This window comes from Streptomyces sp. NPDC006733 (genome assembly GCF_040636125.1).
Lineage (GTDB): Bacteria > Actinomycetota > Actinomycetes > Streptomycetales > Streptomycetaceae > Actinacidiphila.
The window spans coordinates 57,290-81,046 of sequence record NZ_JBEYJD010000001.1 but is presented as its reverse complement, the minus strand read 5'-3'; the positions used below and the strand labels follow the sequence as shown (position 1 = coordinate 81,046).

The 23,757-nt window shown below is 71.4% G+C and carries 23 protein-coding genes; 4 read left to right on the top strand and 19 right to left on the bottom strand.

Annotation, left to right across the window (positions count from 1 at the left end):
• Positions 1-33 precede the first annotated feature (33 nt).
• From ABZ721_RS00370 to ABZ721_RS00360, 3 genes are all read right to left on the bottom strand, one after another.
• The gene (locus ABZ721_RS00370) at positions 34-978 is read right to left on the bottom strand and encodes an ABC transporter substrate-binding protein (RefSeq protein ID WP_358786626.1); all 945 of its coding nucleotides are present in this window, start codon (positions 976-978) and stop codon (positions 34-36) included.
• Positions 979-1,039: 61 nt separating this feature from the next.
• Positions 1,040-1,762, bottom strand: coding sequence for an ABC transporter permease (locus ABZ721_RS00365; RefSeq protein WP_358786285.1), 723 nt, complete (start codon positions 1,760-1,762; stop codon positions 1,040-1,042).
• Positions 1,762-2,439: an ABC transporter permease gene (locus ABZ721_RS00360; RefSeq protein ID WP_358786284.1), complete on the bottom strand. Its 678-nt coding sequence runs from the start codon at positions 2,437-2,439 to the stop codon at positions 1,762-1,764. Before ABZ721_RS00360 ends, ABZ721_RS00365 begins: the two co-directional genes overlap by 1 nt.
• 232 nt (positions 2,440-2,671) lie before the next feature.
• Between ABZ721_RS00360 and ABZ721_RS00355 the strand changes: the two genes are divergently transcribed.
• Positions 2,672-3,832, top strand: coding sequence for a betaine/proline/choline family ABC transporter ATP-binding protein (locus ABZ721_RS00355; RefSeq protein WP_358786283.1), 1,161 nt, complete (start codon positions 2,672-2,674; stop codon positions 3,830-3,832).
• Here the strand turns inward: ABZ721_RS00355 and ABZ721_RS00350 are convergent.
• From ABZ721_RS00350 to ABZ721_RS00315, 8 genes are all read right to left on the bottom strand, one after another.
• Positions 3,829-4,263, bottom strand: coding sequence for a rhodanese-like domain-containing protein (locus ABZ721_RS00350; protein WP_358786282.1), 435 nt, complete (start codon positions 4,261-4,263; stop codon positions 3,829-3,831). The genes ABZ721_RS00355 and ABZ721_RS00350 overlap by 4 nt on opposite strands.
• On the bottom strand, positions 4,260-4,838 hold the full coding sequence (locus ABZ721_RS00345; protein WP_358786281.1) for a cysteine dioxygenase: 579 nt from the start codon (positions 4,836-4,838) through the stop codon (positions 4,260-4,262). Before ABZ721_RS00345 ends, ABZ721_RS00350 begins: the two co-directional genes overlap by 4 nt.
• Before the next feature lie 256 nt (positions 4,839-5,094).
• Positions 5,095-5,574, bottom strand: coding sequence for a DUF3180 domain-containing protein (locus ABZ721_RS00340; RefSeq protein ID WP_358786625.1), 480 nt, complete (start codon positions 5,572-5,574; stop codon positions 5,095-5,097).
• Positions 5,575-5,670: 96 nt separating this feature from the next.
• Complete coding sequence (gene folK, locus ABZ721_RS00335) at positions 5,671-6,261, bottom strand: 2-amino-4-hydroxy-6-hydroxymethyldihydropteridine diphosphokinase (protein WP_358786280.1); 591 nt, start codon at positions 6,259-6,261, stop codon at positions 5,671-5,673.
• Positions 6,258-6,617, bottom strand: coding sequence for a dihydroneopterin aldolase (folB, locus tag ABZ721_RS00330; RefSeq protein WP_277438758.1), 360 nt, complete (start codon positions 6,615-6,617; stop codon positions 6,258-6,260). Before folB ends, folK begins: the two co-directional genes overlap by 4 nt.
• 281 nt (positions 6,618-6,898) lie before the next feature.
• On the bottom strand, positions 6,899-7,369 hold the full coding sequence (locus ABZ721_RS00325; protein WP_358786279.1) for a nuclear transport factor 2 family protein: 471 nt from the start codon (positions 7,367-7,369) through the stop codon (positions 6,899-6,901).
• Positions 7,366-8,238 carry a dihydropteroate synthase gene (gene folP, locus ABZ721_RS00320; protein ID WP_358786278.1) on the bottom strand — a complete coding sequence of 291 codons (873 nt, stop codon included), beginning with the start codon at positions 8,236-8,238 and terminating at the stop codon, positions 7,366-7,368. The genes ABZ721_RS00325 and folP overlap by 4 nt, the downstream gene beginning before the upstream one ends.
• A 28-nt stretch (positions 8,239-8,266) precedes the next feature.
• Complete coding sequence (locus tag ABZ721_RS00315; RefSeq protein ID WP_358786277.1) at positions 8,267-9,373, bottom strand: alpha/beta hydrolase-fold protein; 1,107 nt, start codon at positions 9,371-9,373, stop codon at positions 8,267-8,269.
• A 165-nt stretch (positions 9,374-9,538) separates the two neighbouring features.
• Here ABZ721_RS00315 and ABZ721_RS00310 point away from each other — a divergent pair, with 165 nt between their 5' ends.
• Positions 9,539-11,419 carry a phosphatidylglycerol lysyltransferase domain-containing protein gene (locus ABZ721_RS00310; RefSeq protein WP_358786276.1) on the top strand — a complete coding sequence of 627 codons (1,881 nt, stop codon included), beginning with the start codon at positions 9,539-9,541 and terminating at the stop codon, positions 11,417-11,419.
• A 76-nt stretch (positions 11,420-11,495) separates the two neighbouring features.
• Here the strand turns inward: ABZ721_RS00310 and folE are convergent, their stop codons facing one another.
• The 6 genes from folE to dacB all read right to left on the bottom strand — a co-directional run bounded on the left by folE (position 11,496) and on the right by dacB (position 18,939).
• Positions 11,496-12,101: a GTP cyclohydrolase I FolE gene (gene folE, locus ABZ721_RS00305; protein WP_358786275.1), complete on the bottom strand. Its 606-nt coding sequence runs from the start codon at positions 12,099-12,101 to the stop codon at positions 11,496-11,498.
• 148 nt (positions 12,102-12,249) lie between these two features.
• Positions 12,250-14,325, bottom strand: a complete 2,076-nt coding sequence (ftsH, locus tag ABZ721_RS00300; RefSeq protein ID WP_358786274.1) for an ATP-dependent zinc metalloprotease FtsH — start codon at positions 14,323-14,325, stop codon at positions 12,250-12,252.
• 240 nt (positions 14,326-14,565) lie between these two features.
• Positions 14,566-15,120, bottom strand: coding sequence for a hypoxanthine phosphoribosyltransferase (gene hpt, locus ABZ721_RS00295; protein ID WP_358786273.1), 555 nt, complete (start codon positions 15,118-15,120; stop codon positions 14,566-14,568).
• A 20-nt stretch (positions 15,121-15,140) separates the two neighbouring features.
• On the bottom strand, positions 15,141-16,136 hold the full coding sequence (tilS, locus tag ABZ721_RS00290) for a tRNA lysidine(34) synthetase TilS (protein ID WP_358786272.1): 996 nt from the start codon (positions 16,134-16,136) through the stop codon (positions 15,141-15,143).
• A 144-nt stretch (positions 16,137-16,280) separates the two neighbouring features.
• Positions 16,281-17,471, bottom strand: a complete 1,191-nt coding sequence (locus ABZ721_RS00285; protein WP_358786271.1) for a zinc-dependent metalloprotease — start codon at positions 17,469-17,471, stop codon at positions 16,281-16,283.
• Between the two features lie 88 nt (positions 17,472-17,559).
• Positions 17,560-18,939 (bottom strand): D-alanyl-D-alanine carboxypeptidase/D-alanyl-D-alanine-endopeptidase, encoded by a 1,380-nt coding sequence (gene dacB, locus ABZ721_RS00280; RefSeq protein ID WP_358786270.1) that lies wholly within the window; start codon positions 18,937-18,939, stop codon positions 17,560-17,562.
• A 114-nt stretch (positions 18,940-19,053) separates the two neighbouring features.
• Here dacB and ABZ721_RS00275 point away from each other — a divergent pair, with 114 nt between their 5' ends.
• Positions 19,054-19,557, top strand: coding sequence for an inorganic diphosphatase (locus tag ABZ721_RS00275; RefSeq protein ID WP_358786269.1), 504 nt, complete (start codon positions 19,054-19,056; stop codon positions 19,555-19,557).
• A gap of 89 nt (positions 19,558-19,646) precedes the next feature.
• Here ABZ721_RS00275 and ABZ721_RS00270 read toward each other — a convergent pair whose 3' ends face one another.
• Entirely contained in the window at positions 19,647-21,224 is a 1,578-nt protein-coding gene (locus tag ABZ721_RS00270) for a threonine/serine exporter family protein (RefSeq protein ID WP_358786624.1), read from the bottom strand.
• Between the two features lie 168 nt (positions 21,225-21,392).
• Positions 21,393-22,097: a VTT domain-containing protein gene (locus ABZ721_RS00265; RefSeq protein WP_358786268.1), complete on the bottom strand. Its 705-nt coding sequence runs from the start codon at positions 22,095-22,097 to the stop codon at positions 21,393-21,395.
• 233 nt (positions 22,098-22,330) lie between these two features.
• Here ABZ721_RS00265 and ABZ721_RS00260 point away from each other — a divergent pair, with 233 nt between their 5' ends.
• The gene (locus ABZ721_RS00260) at positions 22,331-23,689 is read left to right on the top strand and encodes an ABC transporter ATP-binding protein (RefSeq protein WP_358786267.1); all 1,359 of its coding nucleotides are present in this window, start codon (positions 22,331-22,333) and stop codon (positions 23,687-23,689) included.
• Positions 23,690-23,757: the final 68 nt, after the last annotated feature.

Genomic DNA, 23,757 nt, shown 5'->3' with positions numbered 1-23,757 from the left:
GCGGACCCGGTCGCGCCGGGCCCGCGGAGCCCGTCAGCCCTGGATCAGACCCTTCGACTTCAGGTACGCGGCGGCGACGTCGGCCGGCTTCTGGCGCTCCGCGTCGACCTTCGCGTTGAGGTCGGTGAGGTCGGCGGTCGTGAGCGCCTGGGTGAGCTTGCCGAGGACGGTGGCGATGTCGGCCGAGCCGGCCTCCTTCGCGTTCACCACCGGGAGCAGGTTGTCCGCGTTCTGCAGCCCCTTGTCGTCCGTCAGCAGCACCAGGTTGAACTGGTCGAGCGTGGCGTCCGTGGTCGTGGTCAGCACCAGCTGGTCGGTGCCGTCCTTGACGGCCTGCTTGGACTGCACGGTGCCGACGCCCTTGGGGTCGATGCCGGTGATGTTGATGCCGTACTTGGACTTCAGGCCCGGCGAGCAGAAGGGCCGGTCCGGGCACTCGTCACCGGCGGCCAGCTTGACCGGGACCTTGGCGGCGCCGAGGTCGCTGAGGGTCTTCAGCTTGTGCTCGGTGGCGAAGTCCTTGTTGACCGCGAAGGCGTTCTGGTCGATGGCGGGGCCGGCGTCGAGGACCTTCAGGCCCTTGGGCTCGGCGAACCCTCTGAGCGCCTTCACCGTGGCCACCACGTCGGCGGAGGCCACCGGGGCGGCCTTGGGGCCGTTCTGCTTGGTGTTGAAGTACTCGGCGAGCGTCGCCGCGTACTCGGGGACGATGTCGATCTGCCCCTTCTCCAGCGCAGGTTCGTAGAGCTCGCGGTTCTTCAGCGTCTGCACCGAGGTGGAGTAGCCGGCGTCCTTGAGGACCCGCGCGTACAGCTCGGCGAGCACCGTGCTCTCGGTGAACCCGGCGGAGCCGATCACCAGGGAGCCCTTCTTCTCGCCGGACGACGGGGAGGCGCTCTTGTCGGACCCCTTCTCCAGGCTGTCGCCACCGCAGCCGGTGACGCCGGTGAGGAGCAGTGCGGCGGCAGCGGCCACCATCGTGACGCGCAGCGTCGGGTTCATCGGTTCTCCATCCAAAGGGCACGAAACGTCATGACGATCAGGGTGTCGCGGAGGTCGCGGGGGTCGAGGCGGGGACGACGCTGCCGGACCGGGGGCGGCGACGGCGCCGCATCGGGTCGAGCAACCACTGCAACGCGATGAAGATTCCCTCGATCAGCAGCGCCAGTCCTGCCACCAGGACCGCGCCGGCCACCACCTGCGCGGTGATCTGCCGGTTGAAGCCGGCTGTGATGATCCGGCCGAGGCCGCCGCCGCCCGCCATGGCGGCGATGGTCGCGGTGGCGACCACCTGCACCGCCGCGGAGCGCACGCCCGTCCAGATCAGCGGGAAGGCCAGCGGCAGCTCGATGCGGAACATCAGCTGGCCGCCGGTCATCCCCATGCCGCGGGCGGCCTCGACGACATCGCGGTCGGCCTCGCGCATGCCGACGTAGGCGTTGGTCATCAGCGGCGGCACGGCGAAGAGCACCAGCGCGATGATGGTCGGCCAGTCGCTGTCCGAGCCCATCGCGAACATCAGCAGGACGAGGATGGCGAACGTGGGCACCGCGCGGCCCACGTTGGAGATGTTCACCGCGAGGCCGCCGCCCTTGCCGAGGTGGCCCAGCACGATCGCGATCGGCAGCGCGATCAGGCAGGCCAGCGCCAGGCAGACGACGGTGAAGTACAGGTGCTCGCCCAGCCGGTGCCAGACCCCGTCCGTGCCGTGCCAGTTGGCGCTGTCGTTCAGCCAGTCCCAGGCTCCGGATACCGCGTCCATCAGGCCGCCTTCCTGCTCCGCGCCCACGGGGTGAGCAGCCACTGCACACCCAGCAGCAGGACGTCGGCCGCGATGGCGATGACCACGCAGATCACCGAGGCGGTGAGCACCTGCGCCTTGAAGATCGTGTCGATCCCGGTGTAGATCAGGTTGCCGAGGCCGCCGTAGTTGATGATGGCGCCGACCGTGGTCAGGGCCACCGTCGACACCGTGGCGATCCGCAGGCCGGCCATCAGCGCGGGCAGCGACAGCGGCAGCTCCACGGCGAACAGCAGCCGCAGCGGGCCGTACCCCATGCCGCGGGCGGCCTCTCTGACGTCCTCCGGCACGGACTCCAGCCCGGCCATGATGTTGCGCACCAGGATCGTCAGGGAGTAGAGCACCAGACCGGTCACGACGACCGCGGGCGAGATACCGAAGACCGGCAGCAGCAGCGAGAACATGGCCAGCGACGGCACCGTGTACAGGACGGTCGACAGGCCGAGCACGGGGCCCGCCAGGAACCGCCAGCGCCGCGCGACCAGGGCCACCGGGAACGCGATGAGCAGCCCGAGGGCCACCGACACCGCCGTGATCCACAGGTGCTGGACGGTGGCATCGGCCAGCTCGTGACTGCGGGTGCGCAGGTATTCACCGCAGATCCAGTCGTTGGAAACCAGACAGTTCCGCTTCGCCATGCCCCTCACCTCCCCCGCTCCGGTCCGTGCACTCGCCCGACATTCCGCCGGCCGTCCGGTCCGCCGTCCGGCCTGCGACAGCCTCGTGGTCGCCGCGTGGCCCGACCCTATCCGGCACCTGTGACAATCCGGCCGGTCCGCCATGCAGCTGCAATACTCCCGCCACAATTCACGGCCGAAAGTCGGGGAGAGTACGGTCTTGAGAACCCGTCAGTGAGGATTCCAGGCACCGATGATCCGATTCGAGAACGTCACCAAGCGGTACCCGGACGGCACGATCGCCGTCGACGACCTGTCGTTCGAGGTCGCGGAAGGCGAGCTGGTCACACTGGTGGGGCCGTCCGGCTGCGGCAAGACGACGACCATGAAGATGGTCAACCGGCTCATCGAGCCGAGCTCGGGCCGGATCCTGGTGGAGGGCGAGGACATCGCCGCCATCGACCCGGTGAAGCTGCGCCGCCGGATCGGCTACGTCATCCAGCAGGTCGGCCTGTTCCCGCACAAGAGCGTGCTGGAGAACACCGCGACCGTGCCGGCGCTGCTGGGCTGGAAGCGCGGCAAGGCCCGCGAGCGCGCCGCCGAGCTGCTGGACCTGGTCGGCCTCGACCCGTCCGTCTACGGCGACCGCTACCCCGACCAGCTCTCCGGCGGCCAGCGGCAGCGCGTCGGGGTGGCGCGCGCGCTGGCCGCGGATCCGCCGGTGCTGCTGATGGACGAGCCCTTCGGCGCCGTCGACCCCGTGGTGCGCGAGCGGTTGCAGTCGGAGTTCCTGAGGCTGCAGGCCACCGTCCGCAAGACCGTTCTCTTCGTGACGCACGACATCGAGGAGGCGGTCCGGCTCGGCGACCGCATCGCCGTCTACGGGGAGGGCCGCGTCGAGCAGTTCGACACGCCCGCCACCGTGCTGGGCGCGCCCGCCACGCCGTACGTGGCCGACTTCGTCGGTGCCGACCGGGGCCTCAAGCGGCTGTCGGTGACGGAGATCGAGGCCGCGGACCTGGAGCAGCCGCCCACCGTGCGGCTCGACGACCCGGTGGAGACCGCCGCCGCGCGGATGCGCAAGGAGGGCTCCCGCTGGGCGGTCGTCCTGGACGCGGGCGGCGCGCTGCACGGCTGGATCACCGTCGACTCGCTGCTCGGCAAGGGCTCCACGGTCCGCGACCACGCCCGGCGCATGGAGGCGTGGGTGCCGATCGGCGCGACGCTCAAGCAGGCGTTCAGCGCGATGCTGCAGTACGACGCGGGGTGGATCGCCGTCGTCGACGGCGACCACTTCCTCGGCGTCCTGACGCCGGCCCGGCTGCACGAGGCGCTGCGCCGCTCGATCGACGCGGACGCGCACGGCGCGGACCGCGCCGACGTCACGATCGAGTCGATCGAGCGGGCCGGCTAGGCGCCTTCCGGCTCCTGCGGGGGCGCGTCCGGCGGGGTCACCGGGAGCCCCGCCGCGCGCCACGCCTGGAAGCCGCCGTCGAGGTCGGTGGCGCGGTGCAGGCCCAGGTCCTGCAGCGAGGCCGCGGCGAGGCTGCTGGCGTACCCCTCGTTGCAGATCACCACGACCGTCAGGTCGTGGTCGGTCGCCTCGGGGAGCTTGAAGTCGCCGAGCGGGTCGAGCCGCCACTCCAGTTCGTTGCGCTCCACGACGAGCGCGCCCGGAATGAGGCCGTCCCGGTCGCGCAGCGCGGCGTAGCGGATGTCGACCAGGACGGCGCCGGCCGCGGCCGCCTTCGCGGCGGCCGGCGCGTCGAGGCGCTCCAGCCGGGTCCTGACGCGGGCGAGGTGGTCGTCGATGCTGCGGGCAGCGGGGGCGGCGGGCTGGGTCACCAGGTCTCCGGGTGTTCCACGACGTCGAGCCGCAGGGTGCGGTCGTCGCGGAGGTAGCGGCGGATCAGCGGAAGGGGCGGGTAGTAGGCGTGCACCGAGATGGCGTGCCGCTCGGTGGAGCGGTTGACGACCTGGTGCACATGGTTGCGGCCGAAGGCGCGGCCCTTGCCGGCCGGCAGCGCGCGGGTCCTGTCCAGTCCCTCCGCCAGTTCGAGGGACTTCCAGCCCTCGGACGGCAGCGGCACCGCCAGGGACTCCTCGGTCAGCTCGCCGCCCGCGGTCACGAAGGCCCCGTACGAGCCCCCGTGGTCGTGCCAGCCGGTCTCGGTGCCGGGCGGCCAGCCCAGCAGCCAGGCCTCGGCGCCGCCGGGCCCCTCCAGCCGGATCCAGGTGCGGTCCAGCGGGTCGAGTTCGAGCTGCGCGACCTTCTGCGGGTCGGCGGCGACGGAGCGGGCGAAGTCGAGCAGCTCGGCCGCCGTGGGCGCGGCGGGGTGCGGAGCCTCGACGGGAGCCGCGGCGGCGGAGACGGTCGGGGCGACCGTTGGTGCGAGGGCCGGGATCGCGGCAGGGGACACGGAGACAAGCGCTGGTGCGGACAACGGGGACCACCCTGGAAGGAGGCGCCGGCACGGCGTCGCGCGGTCCGGGAGGGGACGGGGCGGCGGGCTACGGCGCGGAGGTGAGCTGGACGGCGGGGTTCAACGTGAACCCGGACACACGCAACCCGCGTACCGGACGAGGTCCAGGTGCACTCGCCGGTGAAGTCGCCGACCGATACCACTCACAACGCCGACTGAATCACGCCACCCTCGAGACGGTCAACACGGAGTCTCAGATACCGGTCGCGGTGCCCTCGGGATCTTCGGGGAGCTTGCAGACCCGCTCCAGGAAGATCGCCGCGGCGACGACCGCGAGGCCGGCCAGGACCGCGAAGGCCGCGTAGACCCCCTGGTCCCGGCGGGGCGGCACGTCCCACTGGTAGAGCAGCAGGAAGACGCCGGTGCCGCCGTACATCCCGGCGACCAGGGCCGCGACCAGGGCGCTCGCCTGGCCGAAGACCACCGCGCGGGCGGCCAGCAGCGGGTCGACGCCCTTGGCTCCGGGGACCCGGTCGCGCTGGGCGCGCAGCCGGGTGCGCAGCGACAGCGCGGTCGCCGTGAGCACCACCGCGATCAGCGCGAGCACGATGGGCGCGGCCAGGGGGACGCTCGGCAGCGTGCCGAGCGAGTCCCAGAGCTTGGCCCCGGCCCAGGAGAGCACCCCCGCCACCGCGAACAGCCCCAGCAGCGTTCTGATGCGCAGCGCCTTCACCGAGTGTTCGCCCCTCACATGGTTCATCTGCCGGTTGTCGTCCTGCCCGTGAGGCGGCCGGTACCGGTGGTGCCCGCCTGCCCGACCGCTTAACGCTTACTCGGGCAGCCGGAGTTCCACGTCACCGCGGGCCTGTACGCCCGCGTTCCCGACCGCTGCCAGCAACTCTGCCACCTCGCCGTGGCCCGGGAGCTCCGCCGACGGGTCCACGTCGTGCCAGGGCGCGAGGACGAAGGCCCGCTGGTGCGCCCGCGGGTGCGGCAGCGTCAGGTCCGGGTCGGCCGAGACGATGCCCTGGTAGGCAACGATGTCGACGTCGATCGTGCGCGGGCCCCAGCGCTCGCTGCGCACCCGCAGGAACGCCTCCTCGATGGCCTGGCCGCGCTCCAGCAGGGAGGACGGCGGCAGCGTGGTCTTCACCAGCACCACCGCGTTGAAGTAGTTGGCCTGGCTGCCGGGCTCGACGCCCCACGGCTCGGTCTCGTACACCGGCGAGATCGCCTTGACGCGCACGCCCGGGGTGTCCTCCAGCGCGTCGATGGCGCCTTGGAGGGTCTCCAGCCGGTTGCCCATGTTGCTGCCCAGCGCGATCACGGCCCGCTGGGGGTTGTGCAGCGTCGTGTCGGCCGCGTCGACCTGCGCCACCACGGACGGGTGCACGGGCTGCACGGTGGGGTCGGGACTCACGGGCGCCTCCGGGTGATGGTGATGGTCACGTCGTCGAACGGGACGGTGATCGGGGCGTCCGGCTTGTGCACCGTGACCTCGACCTCCTGGACCTGCTCGTGCTTGAGGCACTGGTCGGCGATGCGCTGGGCGAGGGTCTCGATCAGGTCGACCGGCTCGCCCTTCACGACATCCACGACCTCTTCGGCCACCACGCCGTAGTGGACGGTCTTGGTGAGGTCGTCCCCGGCCGCGGCAGGAGCCGTGTCCAGGCCGAGCACCAGGTCCACGACGAACGTCTGGCCCTCCTCGCGCTCCCTGGGAAACACGCCGTGGTTACCGCGGGCCTTGAGGCCGCGCAGCGTGACACGATCCACGAGATCACTCCTGCTGATGGTTCGGACGGACGGGCAGGGTCCCGCCATGTGTACGGGCCCGCCCGGAATCGAATCTACCCGCGACCACCGACAGCACGTGCCGACGGGTTGTCCGGGGCCGGTCCGGCCCAGGTCAGGGCGGCCGGACTCCGGCCCTTTACCCACGAGCCGGACCGCTACCCATCAGCACGCGGATTCTTGGCGCGAACGGGTGACCAGGTCGCCGACGCGGCTCAATTCCGTGCGGGGCGGGTGAACGCGGGGTGGTGCGGCGGTGTGGTTCAGGCGCCGGGGCCCGGGGCGGCGTCCTCGTCGTCGTCCCCGTCGGCGAGCACCGGCGAGCCGTGGTGCACCCACAGCCGCCACCCCTCCGGTGTGCGGCGGAACACATTGGTGGAGACGACCAGGGCCCCGACCAGCGAGCCGGCCGAGCCGTCCTCCTCGGCCGGTCCCCCGGTCAGGATGTTCTCGGTGCAGGTGACCAGCGCCGTGTCGCCGTCGACCGCGACCTCGACGTCGGTAAGGAAGAACTGGATGTACTCGGTGTTCGCCATGATGAGCGCGTAGGAGCGCATCACCTCGCCGCGCCCGCGCAGCACCGGCCACCCCGGGTGCACCACGGAGACCGTCTCGGCCAGCGGGCCGGTCAGGACGATCTCCTCCAGCGCGTCCAGGTCCGAGGTCTCGACCGCGTCGTAGAACGCCTGGTTCGCCTCCTCGACCTGCGCGGCCTCCGCCGTACGAGGGCTCACGCGGCACCGTCCGTGCGCGCGGCGCCCTCGATGGCCCGCGAGACCCGGACCGCGTCGGCGCTGGCGTGCACCTCGTGCACCCGCACCGCCCAGGCGCCCTCGCGGGCGGCGATGGCCGAGACGGCGGCGGTCGCCGCGTCGCGCTCCCTGGCCGGTGGCGGGTCCCCGGCCGTTCCGGCCAGCACCCGCCCCAGGAACCGCTTGCGGGACGCGGCCACCAGCAGCGGGCTGCCCAGCTCGCGCAGCCGGCCGAGGTGCGCCATCAGCGCGAGGTCGTGCTCGGCGTTCTTGGCGAAGCCCAGGCCGGGGTCGACGATGATCCGCGCCGGGTCGATGCCGCCGGCGACCGCCCGCTCGCACCCCTCGCGCAGCTCGGCGACGACCTCGGCGACGACGTCCCCGTAGACCGCCCGGTTGTTCATGTCGATGCTCTGCCCGCGCCAGTGCATGACGACGAACGGCACCCGCGCGGCGGCCACCACCGGGATCATCGCGGGGTCGGCGCCGCCGCCGCTCACGTCGTTGACCAGCCGCGCGCCGGCCGCGACCGCCTGCTCGGCGACCGCCGCCCGCATCGTGTCCACGCTGACCAGGACGCCCGCGGCGGCCAGCTCCCGCACCACCGGGATCACCCGGCGCAGCTCCTCGTCCTCCGAGACCCGGGCCGCCCCGGGCCGCGTCGACTCCCCGCCGACGTCCACGATGTCCGCGCCGGACGCGACGAGGTCCAGGCCGTGCTTGACGGCCAGCTCCGGGTCGAACCACTGCCCGCCGTCGGAGAAGGAGTCCGGCGTGACGTTGACCACGCCCATGACCGCGCAGCGGTCCCACTCAGGAAGACCGTCCACGAAGCCCCGCAGCGTATTCATGCGTCCAGCCTAGGCGCTGGCCGGTCGACTACCGGTCGCTGAGCCGGCTGCTCAGCCACTCCAGCGCGGGCGGGATCTCGCGGCCCCACGTGTTGAAGTTGTGGCCGCCGCTCTCCAGGATGATCGACGACATGTGCGTGGGCGCCCTCGCGGCGCTGATCAGCTTCATCGTCTCCCGGTAGTTCGGCTCGCCCTTCTTGCTGCTGGTCACCAGGAGGTTCACCGGCGGGTGCGGCAGGTTCTTCAGCCGCCACGGCAGGTTGTTCTGGAGTTCGAGCTGCTTGTCGCCGCCGAAGAGGTCACCGGTCGTCCGGTCGCGCGGCGCCTTGTAGTCGGCGGACAGCCCGACCGCCGTGGAGTACGCCTCGGGGTGGCGCATCGTGAGCTTCAGGGCGCAGTAGCCGCCGGTGGAGTCGCCCATGATCCCCCAGTTCCGGGCGTTGGTGCCGACCCGGAAGTGGTTCGACACGGCCGCGCGCAGGTCCCTGGTGAAGAACGTCTCCGTCTGGGGGCCGCCGGGGATGTCCATGCACTCGGTGTCCCGCGGCGGGGCCACGGTCGGCCGCATCATGATCAGTATCGTCGGCTTGGCCTTGCCCTCCAGGACCTGCTGGTGCGCGATCGACGGGTACTTCATCTTCTTGAACAGCGCCTCGGCGGTCCCCGGGTAGCCGGTGAGGATCACGGAGGCCGGGAAGGTGCGCCGGGTGTCCTGGAAGTACTCGGGCGGCAGGTAGACATAGGCCTGGGTGGTGATGTCGGACGCGCCGCCCTGGAACACCACCTTCTGGATCTGGCCGCCGGTCCTCGGCACCGAACCGCCGGGCACGTTGACGTACTTGTGGCCCACGACCTGCAGCTGGTTGGCGGCCGCCGAGTGGTTCACGACGACGCCCGGCTCGGACTCCTGTCCGAACAGATCGGCCCAGGAAGCGTAGAAACCGAACGAGTAGTTGGCAGCGAGCCCGAGTGCCGCGATCATCGACAGCTGGGTGAACAGCATCATGCCGACCCGCCCCAGCACCGCCGGGAGGCTGCGCTTGGACAGCCGCGGCCAGAGCCATACGGTGGCCACGAACAGCACTACCGCGGCTATGACCGCCAGCAGTAGAACCTTCTTACTGGTGAGACCCATGTCGAGTGACGTACTTTCCTGTCCGCGGCCCGGTTCCGGCTCCTTCTGACGGAACCCAGAGGCCTTTCTTCGCGTCCTAGAGGGCGCAAATTGTTCGTTACGAGAGCAGTTTGCGGAACATATCCCGCAATGTTGGGGCTTGGTGACCCATGTCTGTACAGGTAGATGGAGAACTCGGCTTCCGGGTTCCGTGGGCAGGTGCCCGTGTCTACTGATCGCGCCAACGCCGGTACGCGGCGTCCGCGGTTTCTCCGCTCCTCCTCCGTCCCCTCGGTCGTCGGTACCGCCGGGGCCGTGGTGGGGCTGCTCGACGTCGTCTCCGGCGTGTTCCCCGGCTTCCGCAACGGCCGGATGCACCACATGGCGATGGTCTTCCCCGGCACCATGAGCTCGCTCGCGGCGGCCGGGTCGGTGGTCACCGGCATCCTGCTGCTGATGCTGGCTCACGGCCTCAAACGCGGGAAGCTGCGCGCCTGGTGGGCCGCGGTGCTCCTGCTGCCGACCGGCGCGGCGACGCAGCTGGTGTACCGGCACTCCTACGTCGGAGCGTTCGTCTCGCTGTTCCTGTTCGCGCTGCTGATCGTCCACCGGGGCCAGTTCAACGCCCTGTCGGACCCGCGCACGCGCTGGCGGGCGGCGGCCAACTTCGTGCTGCTCAGCGTCGTCGGCCTCGGCCTCGGGCTGCTGATCGTCAGCGCCCACCCGCGCGTCGAGATGGGCGATCCCAGCCTGACGGAGCGCCTCCAGCACGTGCTGTACGGGCTTTTCGGTTTCGAGGGCCCGGTGAGCTATACGAGTGACCGGGCCTCGGATGTCGTGGCCTACTCGCTCGGCGGGCTCGGCTTCCTGATCGCCGGCACCACCGCGTATCTGATCCTGCGTCCGGCACGGCCGGTCGCCGAGCTCAGCGGCGCCGACGAGGACCAGCTGCGCGAGCTGCTGGCCAAGCACGGCGCCCGCGACTCGCTCGGCCACTTCGCGCTGCGCCGCGACAAGAGCGTGGTGTTCTCCCCCAGCGGCAAGGCCGCGGTCTGCTACCGAGTGGTGTCGGGGGTGATGCTCGCCAGCGGCGACCCCATCGGGGACGTGGAGGCCTGGCCTGGCGCCATCGAACGCTTCATGGAGCTGGCCCGCGCGCACGCCTGGATCCCGGCGGTCATGGGCTGCAGCGAGACCGGCGGCGAGGTCTGGACCCGCGAGACGGGGCTGGACGCGCTGGAGTTGGGCGACGAGGCCATCGTGCGCACCAGCGCCTTCACGATGCAGGGCCGCGCGATGCGCAACGTCCGGCAGATGGTCAAGCGCATCGAGCGGTCCGGCTACACCTGCAAGGTGCGCCGGGTCCGCGAGCTGTCGGACGGCGAGCGCGAGCAGGTCCGGCTGGCCGCCGACGCCTGGCGCGGCACGGACACCGAGCGCGGCTTCTCGATGGCGCTGGGCCGTTTCGGTGACGTGGAGGACGGCGACTGCGTGGTCGTCACCGCCCACAAGGAGCGGGAGGACGGCGTCGAGTCGCCGCTGGGCGACCTGCGCGCCGTGCTGCACTTCGTCCCCTGGGGCAAGGACGGCATGTCCCTGGAGCTCATGCGGCGCGACCGCAGTGCCGACCCGGGCCTCAACGAGCTGCTGATCGTCGAGGCGCTGCAGCACGCTCCGGAGCTGGGCGTCGAGAACGTCTCGCTCAACTTCGCGATGTTCCGCTCGGCGCTCGCGCGCGGCGAGCGGATCGGGGCGGGGCCGGTGCTGCGCGGCTGGCGGGGGCTGCTGGTCTTCCTGTCGCGCTGGTTCCAGATCGAGTCGCTGTACAAGTTCAACGCGAAGTTCCAGCCGGAGTGGGTGCCGCGCTTCCTGGTGTTCCGCAACTCGCGGGACCTGCCGCGGATCGGTTTCGCCGCCATGCAGGCGGAGGGCTTCGTGACCCTGTCGCTGCCGCTGCCGGACGCGCTCCAGCGGTTCCTGCCGGGCCGGGCCAAGCGGGCCGCGCACAGCGCGCCCTGCTACGCCAACGGCTCGGAGCCGGAGCGGGCGGTCAGGAGCGTCGCCTGACCCGTCGTCCCCCGCACGCGAAGAGCCGCCGGATCCCGTCCAGGGGTCCGGCGGCTCTTCGCTGCCGCTGGTGCGCTCAGCGGCCGATGATCAGGCTCATCGCCTCGGAGCGGGTGGCGGGGTCGCGCAGCTGGCCGCGGACGGCCGACGTGATGGTCTTGGCGCCCTGCTTGCGCACCCCGCGCATCGACATGCACATGTGCTCGCACTCGATGACGACGATCACGCCGCGCGGCTCCAGGATGCGCATCAGCGAGTCGGCGATCTGGGTGGTCAGCCGCTCCTGGACCTGCGGGCGGCGGGCGTAGACGTCGACCAGCCGGGCGAGCTTCGACAGCCCGGTGATCTTGCCGTTGGAGGCGGGGATGTAGCCCACGTGGGCGACGCCGATGAAGGGCACCAGGTGGTGCTCGCAGCTCGACATCACCTCGATGTCCTTCACCAGCACCATCTCGTCGTGCCCGAGGTCGAAGGTCGTGGTCAGGACGTCCTCCGGCTCCTGCCAGAGGCCGGCGAATATCTCCTTGTAGGCGCGGGCCACCCGGCCCGGCGTCTCCCGCAGCCCCTCGCGGTCCGGGTCCTCGCCGACCGCGATGAGCAGCTCGCGCACGGCGGCCTCGGCACGCTTCTCGTCGAACTCGCCGATGGTCCCCTCACCATCCAGCGTCACCGGGTCGGTCATCTGTGCCTCGTTCCTGGTACGGGCCCGCAGTGGGCTGCGGGGTTGGACAAAGCGGAAGACCGCGCCCCCAAGGTTAAAACCCTGGGGGCGCGGTCTTCATTCCGGGATCACCCTCACCGGGCGGCTGTCGCCGCCCGGTGTGCGGTGGTCAGCTGTCGGTGCCGCTGCCCTTGTCCTCGGGAAGCTCCACCGTCTCGGTGGACTTCTCGACGGCCGGGGTGGTGGTGCCGCTGCCGTTGGCGGACTGGCTGCCGTTGGTGAGCGCCAGCTCCTTCGGCGAGAGCACCGGCGGGCGGGTCGACGGCGTACGGCGCGAGGACCCGGTCCAGGCCGGCCGCGGCGGACGCCTGACGATGGCCTTGAAGACCTCGGCGATCTCCTCCTTGTTCAGCGTCTCCTTCTCCAGGAGCGCCAGAACCAGGTTGTCGAGAACGTCGCGGTTCTCGACCAGGATCTCCCACGCCTCGTTGTGCGCGGTCTCGATGAGCTTCTTGACCTCTTCGTCGACCAGCCCGGCGACCTCTTCCGAGTAGTCGCGCTGGTGACCCATGTCACGGCCCAGGAACGGCTCCGCGTTGTCCGAGCCGAACTTGATCGCGCCGAGCCGCTCGGTCATCCCGTATTGGGTGACCATCGCGCGGGCCGTCGCGGTCGCCTTCTCGATGTCGTTCGACGCGCCGGTGGTCGGGTCGTGGAAGACCAGTTCCTCCGCCGCCCGGCCGCCCATCATGTAGGCGAGCTGGTCGAGCATCTCGTTGCGCGTCGTCGAGTACTTGTCCTCGTCCGGCAGGACCATCGTGTAACCGAGGGCCCGGCCGCGCGAGAGGATCGTGATCTTGTGCACCGGGTCGCTGTTCGGAGAAGCCGCCGCGACCAGGGCGTGTCCGCCCTCGTGGTACGCGGTGATCTTCTTCTCCTTCTCGGACATGATCCGGGTCCGCTTCTGCGGTCCGGCCACGACCCGGTCGATCGCCTCGTCGAGGGTCTCGTTGTCGACCAGCTTGCGGTCGCCACGGGCCGTCAGGAGCGCGGCCTCGTTGAGCACGTTCGCCAGGTCCGCGCCGGTGAAACCGGGGGTGCGGCGGGCGACGGCCCGGAAGTCGACGTTCGGGGCGACGGGCTTGCCCTTGGCGTGGACGTTGAGGATCTCCAGCCGGCCCATGAGGTCGGGGCGGTCCACGGCGATCTGCCGGTCGAAGCGGCCCGGGCGCAGCAGCGCCGGGTCCAGGATGTCCGGCCGGTTGGTGGCGGCGATCAGGATCACGCCGCCCTTCACGTCGAAGCCGTCCATCTCGACGAGCAGCTGGTTGAGCGTCTGCTCGCGCTCGTCGTGGCCGCCGCCCATACCGGCACCGCGGTGCCGGCCGACGGCGTCGATCTCGTCGACGAAGACGATCGCCGGAGCGTTCGCCTTGGCCTGCTCGAACAGGTCGCGGACACGCGAGGCGCCGACACCCACGAACATCTCGACGAAGTCGGAGCCCGAGATCGAGTAGAACGGCACGCCCGCCTCACCCGCGACAGCGCGGGCCAGCAGGGTCTTGCCGGTACCGGGCGGGCCGTAGAGCAGCACGCCCTTGGGGATCTTGGCGCCGACGGCCTGGAACTTCGCCGGCTCCTGGAGGAACTCCTTGATCTCGTGGAGCTCCTCGACCGCCTCGTCCGCCCCCGCCACGTCCGAGAACGTGGTCTTGGGGGTGTCCTTGGTGATCAGCTTGGCCTTGGACTTCCCGAACTGCATGACGCGGCTTCCGCCGCCCTGCATCTGGTTCATCAGGAAGAGGAAGACCACCACGATGAGCACGAACGGCAGCAGCGACAGCAGAATGCTGACGAACGCGTTCTGCTTGGAGGGCGAGACGGTGTAACCGTCGGGCAGCGTGCCGCCCGCGGTCGTGTCGCCGTCGACCTTCTTCTGCAGCTCAGCGGCGATGGCGGTGCTCTGCTCGGCGCTGACGTAGCTCGCCTTGAGCTTGGTACCCAGGTCCTTGCCGCCGACCTTGGCGCCGTCGACGAGCTCGACCTTGATCATCTGCTCGTCGCCGGTGGTGATCTCCGCCGACTTGAGAATGTTGTCCTTGCTGTGGATCGCTTGCACGACCTGGCCGGTGTCCACCGTCTTGTAGCCGCCGGAGGAGCCGACGACCTGCATGAGGACGACCACGGCGATGACAGCCAGCACGATCCACATGACTGGCCCACGGAAATAGCGCTTGACGTCCATCCATGCGGGGCGCGGACGCCCCGTCCCTCCTGCCACAGTGAGGCAGCGCGGCTCGCTGGCCGCGCGCACATCCGGTGTATGACCCGACCTTCGGACGGTACCTCAGCATTGTCCACCGAGGCGTCCGCCAACCGTTAACAATCCCGGCTTCCCCTGCTTCAACGGCGGGAAAGGGTGCGGGGTTCCCCGTTGTCGGCGCGGGCTGCGCCGAACGGGGACATCCTCGGACGAACGGGGGCGTCAGCCGCCGTATACGTGCGGGGCGAGTGTTCCGACAAACGGGAGATTGCGGTACTTCTCGTTGAAATCGAGTCCGTAGCCGACGACGAATTCATTCGGGATGTCGAAGCCGGTGTACTTCACATCGATCTCGACCTTGGCCGCCTCGGGCTTGCGCAGCAGCGTGCAGACCTCCAGGGAGGCCGGGCCGCGCGAGCCGAGGTTGCTGATCAGCCAGGACAGCGTCAGACCGGAGTCGATGATGTCCTCGACGATCAGCACGTCGCGGCCTGCGATATCGGTGTCGAGGTCCTTGAGGATGCGGACGACGCCCGACGACTTGGTGCCGGCGCCGTAGGAGGACACCGCCATCCAGTCCATCGTCACGTTGGTGGAGAGCGCACGCGCCAGGTCGGCCATGACCATCACCGCGCCCTTGAGCACGCCGACGATCAGCAGGTCCTTGCCCGCGTAGTCCTTGTCGATCGTCGCGGCAAGCTCGATGAGCTTGGCGTCGATCTCTTCCTTGGTGATGAGCACCTTTTCGAGGTCGGTGCCCATGTCGTTCTCGTTCACCTGTGTTGGTTCCTCAAGGTCTACGACGGTGAGAAGAACAGTCTGCCATTGCGGCGGCGGGCCTCGACGCCGCCCGGCAGGTTGAGGCCCTTCTGCCCCCGCCAGTCGGTGACCAGCCGGTCGATCTCCTCGATGTGCCGGGCGAAGAGGAATCCGGGCGGGGAACCGGCGGCGATGACCGCGCGGCGCAGCACCCGGCGGCGGACGGCGGCCGGCAGGGAGCGCAGCCGGAGCGCGTCCAGGGAGCCGTCGCCGTCGGCAACATCACGTTCGGCGGTGGCCGCCCACTGGTCCAGGGCGTCGGCGTCGTCCCGGGAGAGCTGCGCGGTGCGGGCCAGCGCCTCGATGACGCCCTTGCCGAGGGACTTCTCCAGCACCGGCAGGGCCTCGTGGCGGACCCGGGAGCGGGTGTACGCGGGGTCGTGGTTGTGCGGGTCCTCCCACACGTCGATGCCCTGGGCCAGGCATCCCTTGCGGACGGTGTCGCGGTCGAGCAGCAGGAAGGGGCGGCGGTAGCGGCCTCCCGCGCCCGAGACGGCGGCCATCCCGGACAGCGAGCGGGTGCCGGAGCCGCGGGCGAGGCCCAGCAGCACCGTTTCCGCCTGGTCGTCCCGGGTGTGGCCGAGCAGGACGGCGGCGGCGCCGCGCGCGTCGGCGGTGGCGTCCAGCGCGCCGTAGCGGGCGTCGCGGGCGGCGGCTTCGGGTCCGCCCTGGCGGCCGACGGTGACTCCGACGGCGTCCACGGGGTCCAGCCCGAGGCAGCGCAGGCGCGCGGCGACTTCGAGGGCGCGGCCGGTCGAGCCGGACTGCAGCCCGTGGTCGACCGTGACGGCCCCGGCGCGCACGCCGAGTTTGGGGGCCTCGAACGCGAGGGCGGCGGCGAGGGCCATGGAGTCGGCGCCTCCGCTGCACGCGGCGAGGACGAGGGGGTTGGGGGCGGGGGTGGCGATGAGGACGTCGTGAAGTACGCGGCGGACCGCCAGGCGTATCGCGGCGACCGTGGGGTGGGGACCCATGTCCGGTTCCCTCCTGGGGAGGCTGTGAGGGTGATAACGCAAAGTAGCTAGATGGTGACAGAAGTCGGGGCTCTACCCGAGCATCGCACGGCTTACCCTGCGCTTACGGTCCCTCGGACGGGTGAACCAGGAGGCGTCGGGTGGTCACGAATCGCTACGCCGGTGCACCCTTGCGACCCAGTCCGCCGGTTTGGCGATCTCCGCCTTGGTCGGGAGCGTGTTGGGCGACGTCCAGACGCGGTTGAAGCCGTCCATGCCCACCTCGTCCACGACGGCGCGCACGAAGCGCTCGCCGTCCTTGTACTGGCGCAGCTTCGCGTCCAGCCCCAGCACCTTGCGCAGCACCTGGTCGAGCCGGCCCGCGCCGCTGGCCCTGCGCTGCTGGAACTTCTCCCGGATCTCCGCGACCGAGGCCACGACGTCCGGTCCCACCCCGTCCATCACGTAGTCCGCGTGGCCCTCCAGCAGCGACATGACGGCGGTCAGCCGCGCCAGGATCTCCCGCTGGGCGGGGGTCTGGACGAAGTCGACGATGCTGCGGCCCTCGTCGGGCTCGTCCTCCGCCCGGGCGTCCTTCGACGGGCCGCCCGCGAAGGACTGGGCGGCCTCGCGGATCCGTTCGATGACGGTCGAGGCGTCCATCTCGGTCTCGCCGAGGAACGACTGGATCTCGCCCTCGATGTGGTCGCGCAGCCACGGCACGGCGGTGAACTGCGTGCGGTGCGTCTCCTCGTGCAGGCACACCCACAGCCGGAAGTCGTGCGGGTCCACGTCGAGTTCGCGCTCGACGTGCACGATGTTGGGCGCGACGAGCAACAGGCGGCCGGCGCGCGGCTCCCCCGGGCCGGGGACGAGCGGGCCGGCGGGCAGCTCGCGGGTGGCGGGCGCGAACGTCTCGTACTGGCCGAGCACCCGGGACGCCAGGAACGACAGCAGCATCCCGACCTCGACGCCGGTGACCTTGCCGCCGACCGTGCCCAGCGCCATGCCGCCGAGGCCGCCGGGGCGGCGGTCCTGCATCTTGCCCAGCAGCGGCTTGAGGATCTCGCGGAAGCCGGCGACGTTGGCCTTCACCCAGCCCACCCGGTCCACGATCAGCACCGGCGTGCCTCCCCCTGACTTCGCCGGGGGGACCCCCATATTGTTGGGCGCCTCCCCGTACATGCGGGTGAAAGCGCGCACGTGCTCCTCCGAGGAGCGCGCGTGCTTGCGCAGTTCGGCCACGATCTCGCGCGCCTCGTCCCCGCTGACCTCAGGGCCCGGCCGCATCAACCGCTGCGCGGTCGCCACTGCGAGGTTCCAGTCGACCATGTCGGCACCACCGAAGCTCGTCATGCCTTCACGGTACGTTGCCGCCCCGGCTTTGGGGGTCGGATGGCGCCCGGGGTCCGGGACGGGCCCGGGAAGGGCCCGGGGCGGGCGTTCAGCAGCCGCAGCCGGCGAGGGCGGACGCCAGCCGGTCGAGGGCGGTCTGGGCGGCTGTCGCGGACGTGCTGCCCTGCGCGAGGAACGCGAAGGTGAGCAGCCGTCCGTCGGCGGTGACGACGGTGCCGGTGATGGCGTTCACCCCGGTGAGGGTGCCGGTCTTGGCGCGGATCAGGCCGGAGCCGGAGGCGGGGCCGCCGCGGAAGCGGTCGGAGAGGGTGCCGGAGAAGCCGGCGACGGGCAGCCCGGTCAGGATCGGCCGCAGCCGGGGCTGTTGCGGCGACGCGGCCAGCGCGAGCAGCCGCGTGAGTTGCTGCGCGGAGAGCGCGTCGGCGCGGCTGAGCCCGCTGCCGTCGGTGAACTTCGCCCCGGCCGTCGGCAGGCCGAGCCGGCCCAGGGCCGCGGTGACGGCCTGCTGGGCGCCGGCGAAGCTCGCGGGCAGGTGCGCGGCGATCGCGGTCTGCCGGGCGAGCGCCTCCGCGATGTCGTTGTCGCTGTTGGTCAGCATCCGCTCGACGAGCGCGGACAGCGGCGCCGACCGGGCCACGGCCAGCTGGGTGCCGGACGCGGCGGCGGGGGTGCGCGCTGGGGCGCCGGTGACCGTGATGCCGCGCGCCCCGAGCAGCTTCGCGAAGGCGGTGGCGGTGTCGGCGGCCGGGTCGAGGGACCGCTTGACGGGGCCGTGGTCGCTCTTGTCGACGCGGCCCTCGTCGGTCATCAGCGGGGTGACCGGCGCGAGGTTCACATTGCGGCCGATGGGGTGCAGGACGGGCCCCGAGTAGAGCGCCAGGTCGTAGCCGAGGGAGGTGGCGGTGGTGCCCCGGGCGGTCAGCGCGCGGGCGGTGTCGTCGGCCAGGGTGCGCAGCGCCGCGGCCGTCAGGGTCGGGTCGCCGCCGCCCACCAGGACGGTGCTGTGCGGACCGGTGGCCAGCACGGTCGTGGATATGCGGTGGTCGGGGCCGAGCGCGGACAGCGCCGCCGCGGCCGTCGCGACCTTGATGGTCGAGGCCGGCACGGACGGGGTGCCGGCGCCGGAGCCGTACAGCAGCTTGCCGGTGGAGGCGTCGACGACGGCTCCGGTGCGCAGCGTGCCGAGGGCCGGGTCGCGCAGCAGCGGGGCGAGCCGGGCGGCGAGCGCCTGCGGGGTGGGGAGCGTGCCCGGGTCCGTGGCGGGCGCGGTCAGCACCCGGGGGGCGGGCGGGGCGGCGGCCTCGGTGGGCGCCGGCGTCCGGGGCCCGGCGGCGGGCCGGCCGTCCGCCTGGTGACCCCGGGAGGCGGCTGCCGCCCTTTCCGCCGTACGCTGGCCCGACTCCCACGGTCCGGCCACGGCCACCGCCGCGAAGGAAACGGTCAGCCCGACTGCGGCCGACCCCGCCACTACCTGCCATGTTCTGGCGTCCGGCACCCCCGACCAGCCCCTTTCGCGACCACACACCTGCGTGGGAGACACTTAACCACCAGAAGTATGTGCTGATCATGGAGGAGTAGGGCCTTGGAGTTCGACGTCACGATCGAGATCCCGAAGGGTTCCCGGAACAAGTACGAGGTGGACCACGAGACCGGTCGTATCCGCCTGGACCGCCGGCTCTTCACCTCGACCAGTTACCCGGCCGACTACGGCTTCGTCGAGAACACCCTGGGTGAGGACGGCGACCCGCTGGACGCCCTGGTCATCCTCGATGAGCCGACGTTCCCCGGCTGCCTCATCAAGTGCCGCGCCGTCGGCATGTTCCGCATGACCGACGAGGCCGGCGGCGACGACAAGCTGCTGTGCGTCCCGGCGTCCGACCCCCGGGTGGAGCACCTGCGTGACATCCATCACGTGTCGGAGTTCGACCGCCTGGAGATCCAGCACTTCTTCGAGGTCTACAAGGACCTGGAGCCCGGCAAGTCCGTCGAGGGCGCCAACTGGGTCGGCCGCATCGAGGCCGAGGCCGAGATCGAGGCGTCCTACAAGCGCCTGAAGGAGTCGGGTCAGGTCTTCCACAGCCACTGACCCCAGCGTCACGAGCGGTACCGCGAACGCCGGGCGGGTCCTTCACGGACCGGCCCGGCGTTCGCGCGTCCGGCCTCGGTGGGAGCCGCTCAGAAGCCCCTGGTGCGCTTGGCCGCGCGGCGCCTGGCCGGGTCGGCGGAGCCCGGGGTCTTGAGGAACATGCGGGCGATCTCCCCGCCGAGGTTCACGCCGATGGCGACGGCCAGCGCGAGCGCCGCGGCCTTCGTCAGCGAGGTGAACCCCTCCGCCGTGTGGTTCTGGGTGAAGGCGAGCAGCCCGAAGTACGTCGCGGAGCCGGGCAGCAGCGGGCCGATCGCGGCCGTCACGTACGGCAGCACCGACGCGTACCGGTAGCGAGCCATCAGCTGGCCGAAGAGGCCGACCAGGCCCGCCGCGGCCGCGGTGGCGACGACCGGGTTGGCGCCGAGCTGCTGGTGGAGCACCCCGTAGACCGTCCAGGCGACGCCGCCGTTGAGGGTGGCGAGCAGCAGCACCCCGCGCTCGCACTGCAGCAGCACCGCGAAGGCGAGGGTGAGCGACATCGCGGACAGCAGTTGCACCCAGGGGTGGTCGTAGGCGCGCAGCGCCTGCTCCGGGTCGAAGTCCGCGCCCAGCCGCACCCCCGCGTAGAGCACGATCGTCACGCCGAAGACGATGCCGACGACGAGGTACATGACCTCCAGCAGCCGCGCCGAGGCCGTGATGTAGAAGCCGGTCAGGCCGTCCTGGACGCCCGCCACCAGGGCGCGCCCCGGCAGCAGCGTGAACAGCCCACCGGTGATCACCGCCGATGCCTGGAGGTCGGTGGCGCCCGGCAGGTGGTCGGCGTAGAGGTTGACGACGATGCCCATCGCGGCGGCCGGCATCGCGGCGGCGGCGAACTGGTAGAACTCCGGCAGCCCGCGCCCCGCGCAGAGCCAGGCCAGCCGGTCGCCGAGCATCGCGGCCAACGCCGCCGCGAAGAAGATCAGCGGACCACCGCCCACGAGGATGCTCGCCGAGCCGGCCAGCAGCCCGGCGGCGCCGGTCAGCACCCAGCCGCTGTACGGGTGCCGGTTGCGGCGGATCGCGGCCAGCCGGCCGTAGGAGTCCTCCAGCGTCGCCTCGTGGGCGGTGATGTCGTCCACGAGCTGGAAGACGGCCGCCAGCCGGGTGTAGTCGGTGCCCCGGCGGCGCACGGTGCGGCTCGCGCCGACCGGCGGGTCGACCAGGGAGGGCTGGTACGAGATGCCGAGCAGGGTGAACGTGACGGTGGGCTCCACCCGGGCCAGCCCGTAGGCGTGCGCGACGCCGAACATGGCCGCCTCGACGTCCTCGGCGCCCTCGCCGCCCGCGAGCAGCAGCTCGCCGATGCGCAGTGTCAGGTCGAGCACGCGGGGCACCGGCGGGCCCGCGTCCGGCTTGTCCGGGGGCAGCTCGGGCACCGGGCGCTCGGTGACCGGCATCCGGACCAGCTCGCGCATGCGGTCCTGCCAGGGGACGGCGCCCTTGGTGAGCCGTATGACGGGGATGCCGTCGGGCGGGGTGAACGCGTTCCCCGCACCGCCGTAGGAGGCGGGTGCGGTGAAGGCGGAGCCTTCGGCCTCGGGCCCGGCCGGCAGCTCCACCCCGGTCGGGGCGGCGAACTCCGACGTCGTCGAGCTGTCGAACTCCGGGGCCGCCGGCATCGGCACCCCCACGGGGGGCGTGAACTCCGACCGCGACTCGTCCGACTCCGGCTTCTCTTCGTCCGACACGTTGACCGACCACCTCCGATGATCAGTGTGCAGGGCGCGCGGCGTCGACCGCGATTCCCGCCCCGCCCACCGCCCCGCAGGCCGGTGCCGGTCCCCGCGCTACTTCGCCCGGTGGCGGCCGCCCCGGCCGCCGGAGCCGACCGGCGGCGCGGGCGCGTCCACGGGGGGCACGGGGCCCTCCTTCTTCGCCTTCGCGCGGGCCCTGAGGAACTCGATGGCGATCGGGACGACCGAGACGAGCACGATCGCGACGAGGATCACCTCGATGTTCTTGTGGACGAACTCGATCTGGCCGAGCCAGTAGCCGAGGAGGGTGACGCCGCCGCCCCAGAGCGTGCCGCCGATGATGTTGTAGGTGACGAACGTCCGGTAGTTCATCCGGCTGACGCCGGCGATGATCGGCGTGAACGTGCGGACGATGGGCACGAAGCGGGCCAGGACGATCGACTTGGGGCCGTGCTTCTCGAAGAAGGCGTGCGCCTTCTCGATGTTCTCCTGCTTGAAGAGCTTGGAGTCCGGGCGGCGGAAGAGCGAGGGCCCGACCTTGCGGCCGAAGAGGAAGCCGACCTGGTCACCGACGATCGCGGCGACGACGATCAGCAGCGTCACCAGCCACAGCGGGGTCGTGAGGGTGCCGCCCGCGACCAGGAGTCCGGTCGTGAACAGGAGCGAGTCCCCGGGCAGGAAGAACCCGATCAGCAGGCCCGACTCCGCGAAGACGATCAGCAGCACGCCCCACAGGCCGAATGAGTTGATCAGGTGGTCGGGATCGAGCCAGCTGGGGCCAAGGGCGAGGTTCGTCACCGGTCAAAAGTACCAACCGAATCCGTGCGCCCCCTGTGGGCGGCCTCCGGAGCCGATCCGTGCGCGACCCGTGACGGTTCGGTGAACGATCAGCGCGACAGAATTCGCGCCAACCGAGTTGGCCGAATCGTTCCCCAACGCCGGGGTGGTGCATTACGTTCTCCGCAACGCCACCGCGTGCACCACGGGCACATCTCCTGTCGCAGCATCTGAACTTTCTGGCGGATCCTGTTATGACGCGCGCCATCTCCCTGCATGAACTCTCGAAGTTCTATCCGAAGCAGGCCGCCCCGGCGGTCGACCGGTTCAGCCTCGACATCCCTCCCGGCGAGTTCCTCGTCATGCTGGGCCCCTCCGGCTGCGGCAAGTCCACCGTGCTGCGCATGATCGCGGGGCTGGAGGACATCAGCTCGGGCGAGCTGCTGCTGGACGGCGAATACGCCAACGACCTCGCGCCGGGCGACCGCCGGATGGCGATGGTGTTCCAGAACTTCGCGCTGTACCCGAGCATGACCAGCCGGCAGAACATCGGGTTCCCGCTGCGCTTCGAGATGCCGGGAGAGGACCAGAACCCGCGGGTCGAGGAGACCGCGCGGATCCTGGGCATCGAGGAGATCCTGGACCGCTACCCCGGTCAGCTGTCCGGTGGCGAACGGCAGCGGGTCGCGATGGGCCGCGCCATCTCGCGGCACCCGTCGGTCTTCCTGATGGACGAGCCGCTGTCGAACCTGGACGCCAAACTGCGCTCCCACCTGCGCGCCGAGATCGCCCGGCTGACCCGCGGAATGGGCGTCACCACCGTGTACGTGACGCACGATCAGGCGGAGGCGATGTCGCTCGGCGACCGCGTCGCCGTCATGCGCGGCGGGGTGCTGCAGCAGGTCGGGACGCCGCGCGACACCTACCACCTGCCGGTGAACGTGTTCGTCGCCGCGTTCATCGGGACGCCGCGGATCAACCTGCTGCAGGCCACCGTGCTGGCGCCGCTGGGCGGCGGCATGTGGATCGACTTCGGGCGGCAGCGCCTGGGCCTGCCGGAGCCGCTCAGCCTGGACCACCAGATGCTCCGCATCCAGCAGGGCCGCGACATCATCGTCGGGCTGCGCTCCGAGGCGGTCCGCATCGCGTCGCCGAGCGGCGCGCACGCGGGCGAGGTGGTGCTCAGCGGCATCGTCGAGCACGTGGAGTACCAGGGGCACGAGTGCCTGGTGCACCTGAACACCGGCGCGAAGCCGGCGGTCGTGCCGGAGCTGGAGGCGCCGCGGCTGCCCGCCCAGCGCACCCGCTCCGCGGCGCGGCGGGCGGCCACCGGCCCCGGCGGGCTGGGCAAGCTGGCCCGCAAGGCCGCCGGGCGCTTCCCGGGGCTGCTGCAGGAACCGGACACCTCCGGCTCGGTCAAGGTGCTCGACCCGCCGCCCGCCGACCTCGGCGAGCAGCCGACCGGCGACCTGGTGGTCCGCACGGGCCCCGACATCCGGGTCAGGCCCGGGGACCGGGTGCCGCTGCTGGTGGACCTGGCGCACCTGTACATCTTCGACAACACCGGCCGCCGGATCTGCCCCGCTCCCGCGGAGCAGCCGCGACTGGAGTAGTCCGGAGTGGCGGAGTCGTCCGGAGTGACGGAGCGGCCCGGAGTGACGCACGAGGGGCACGGGACACC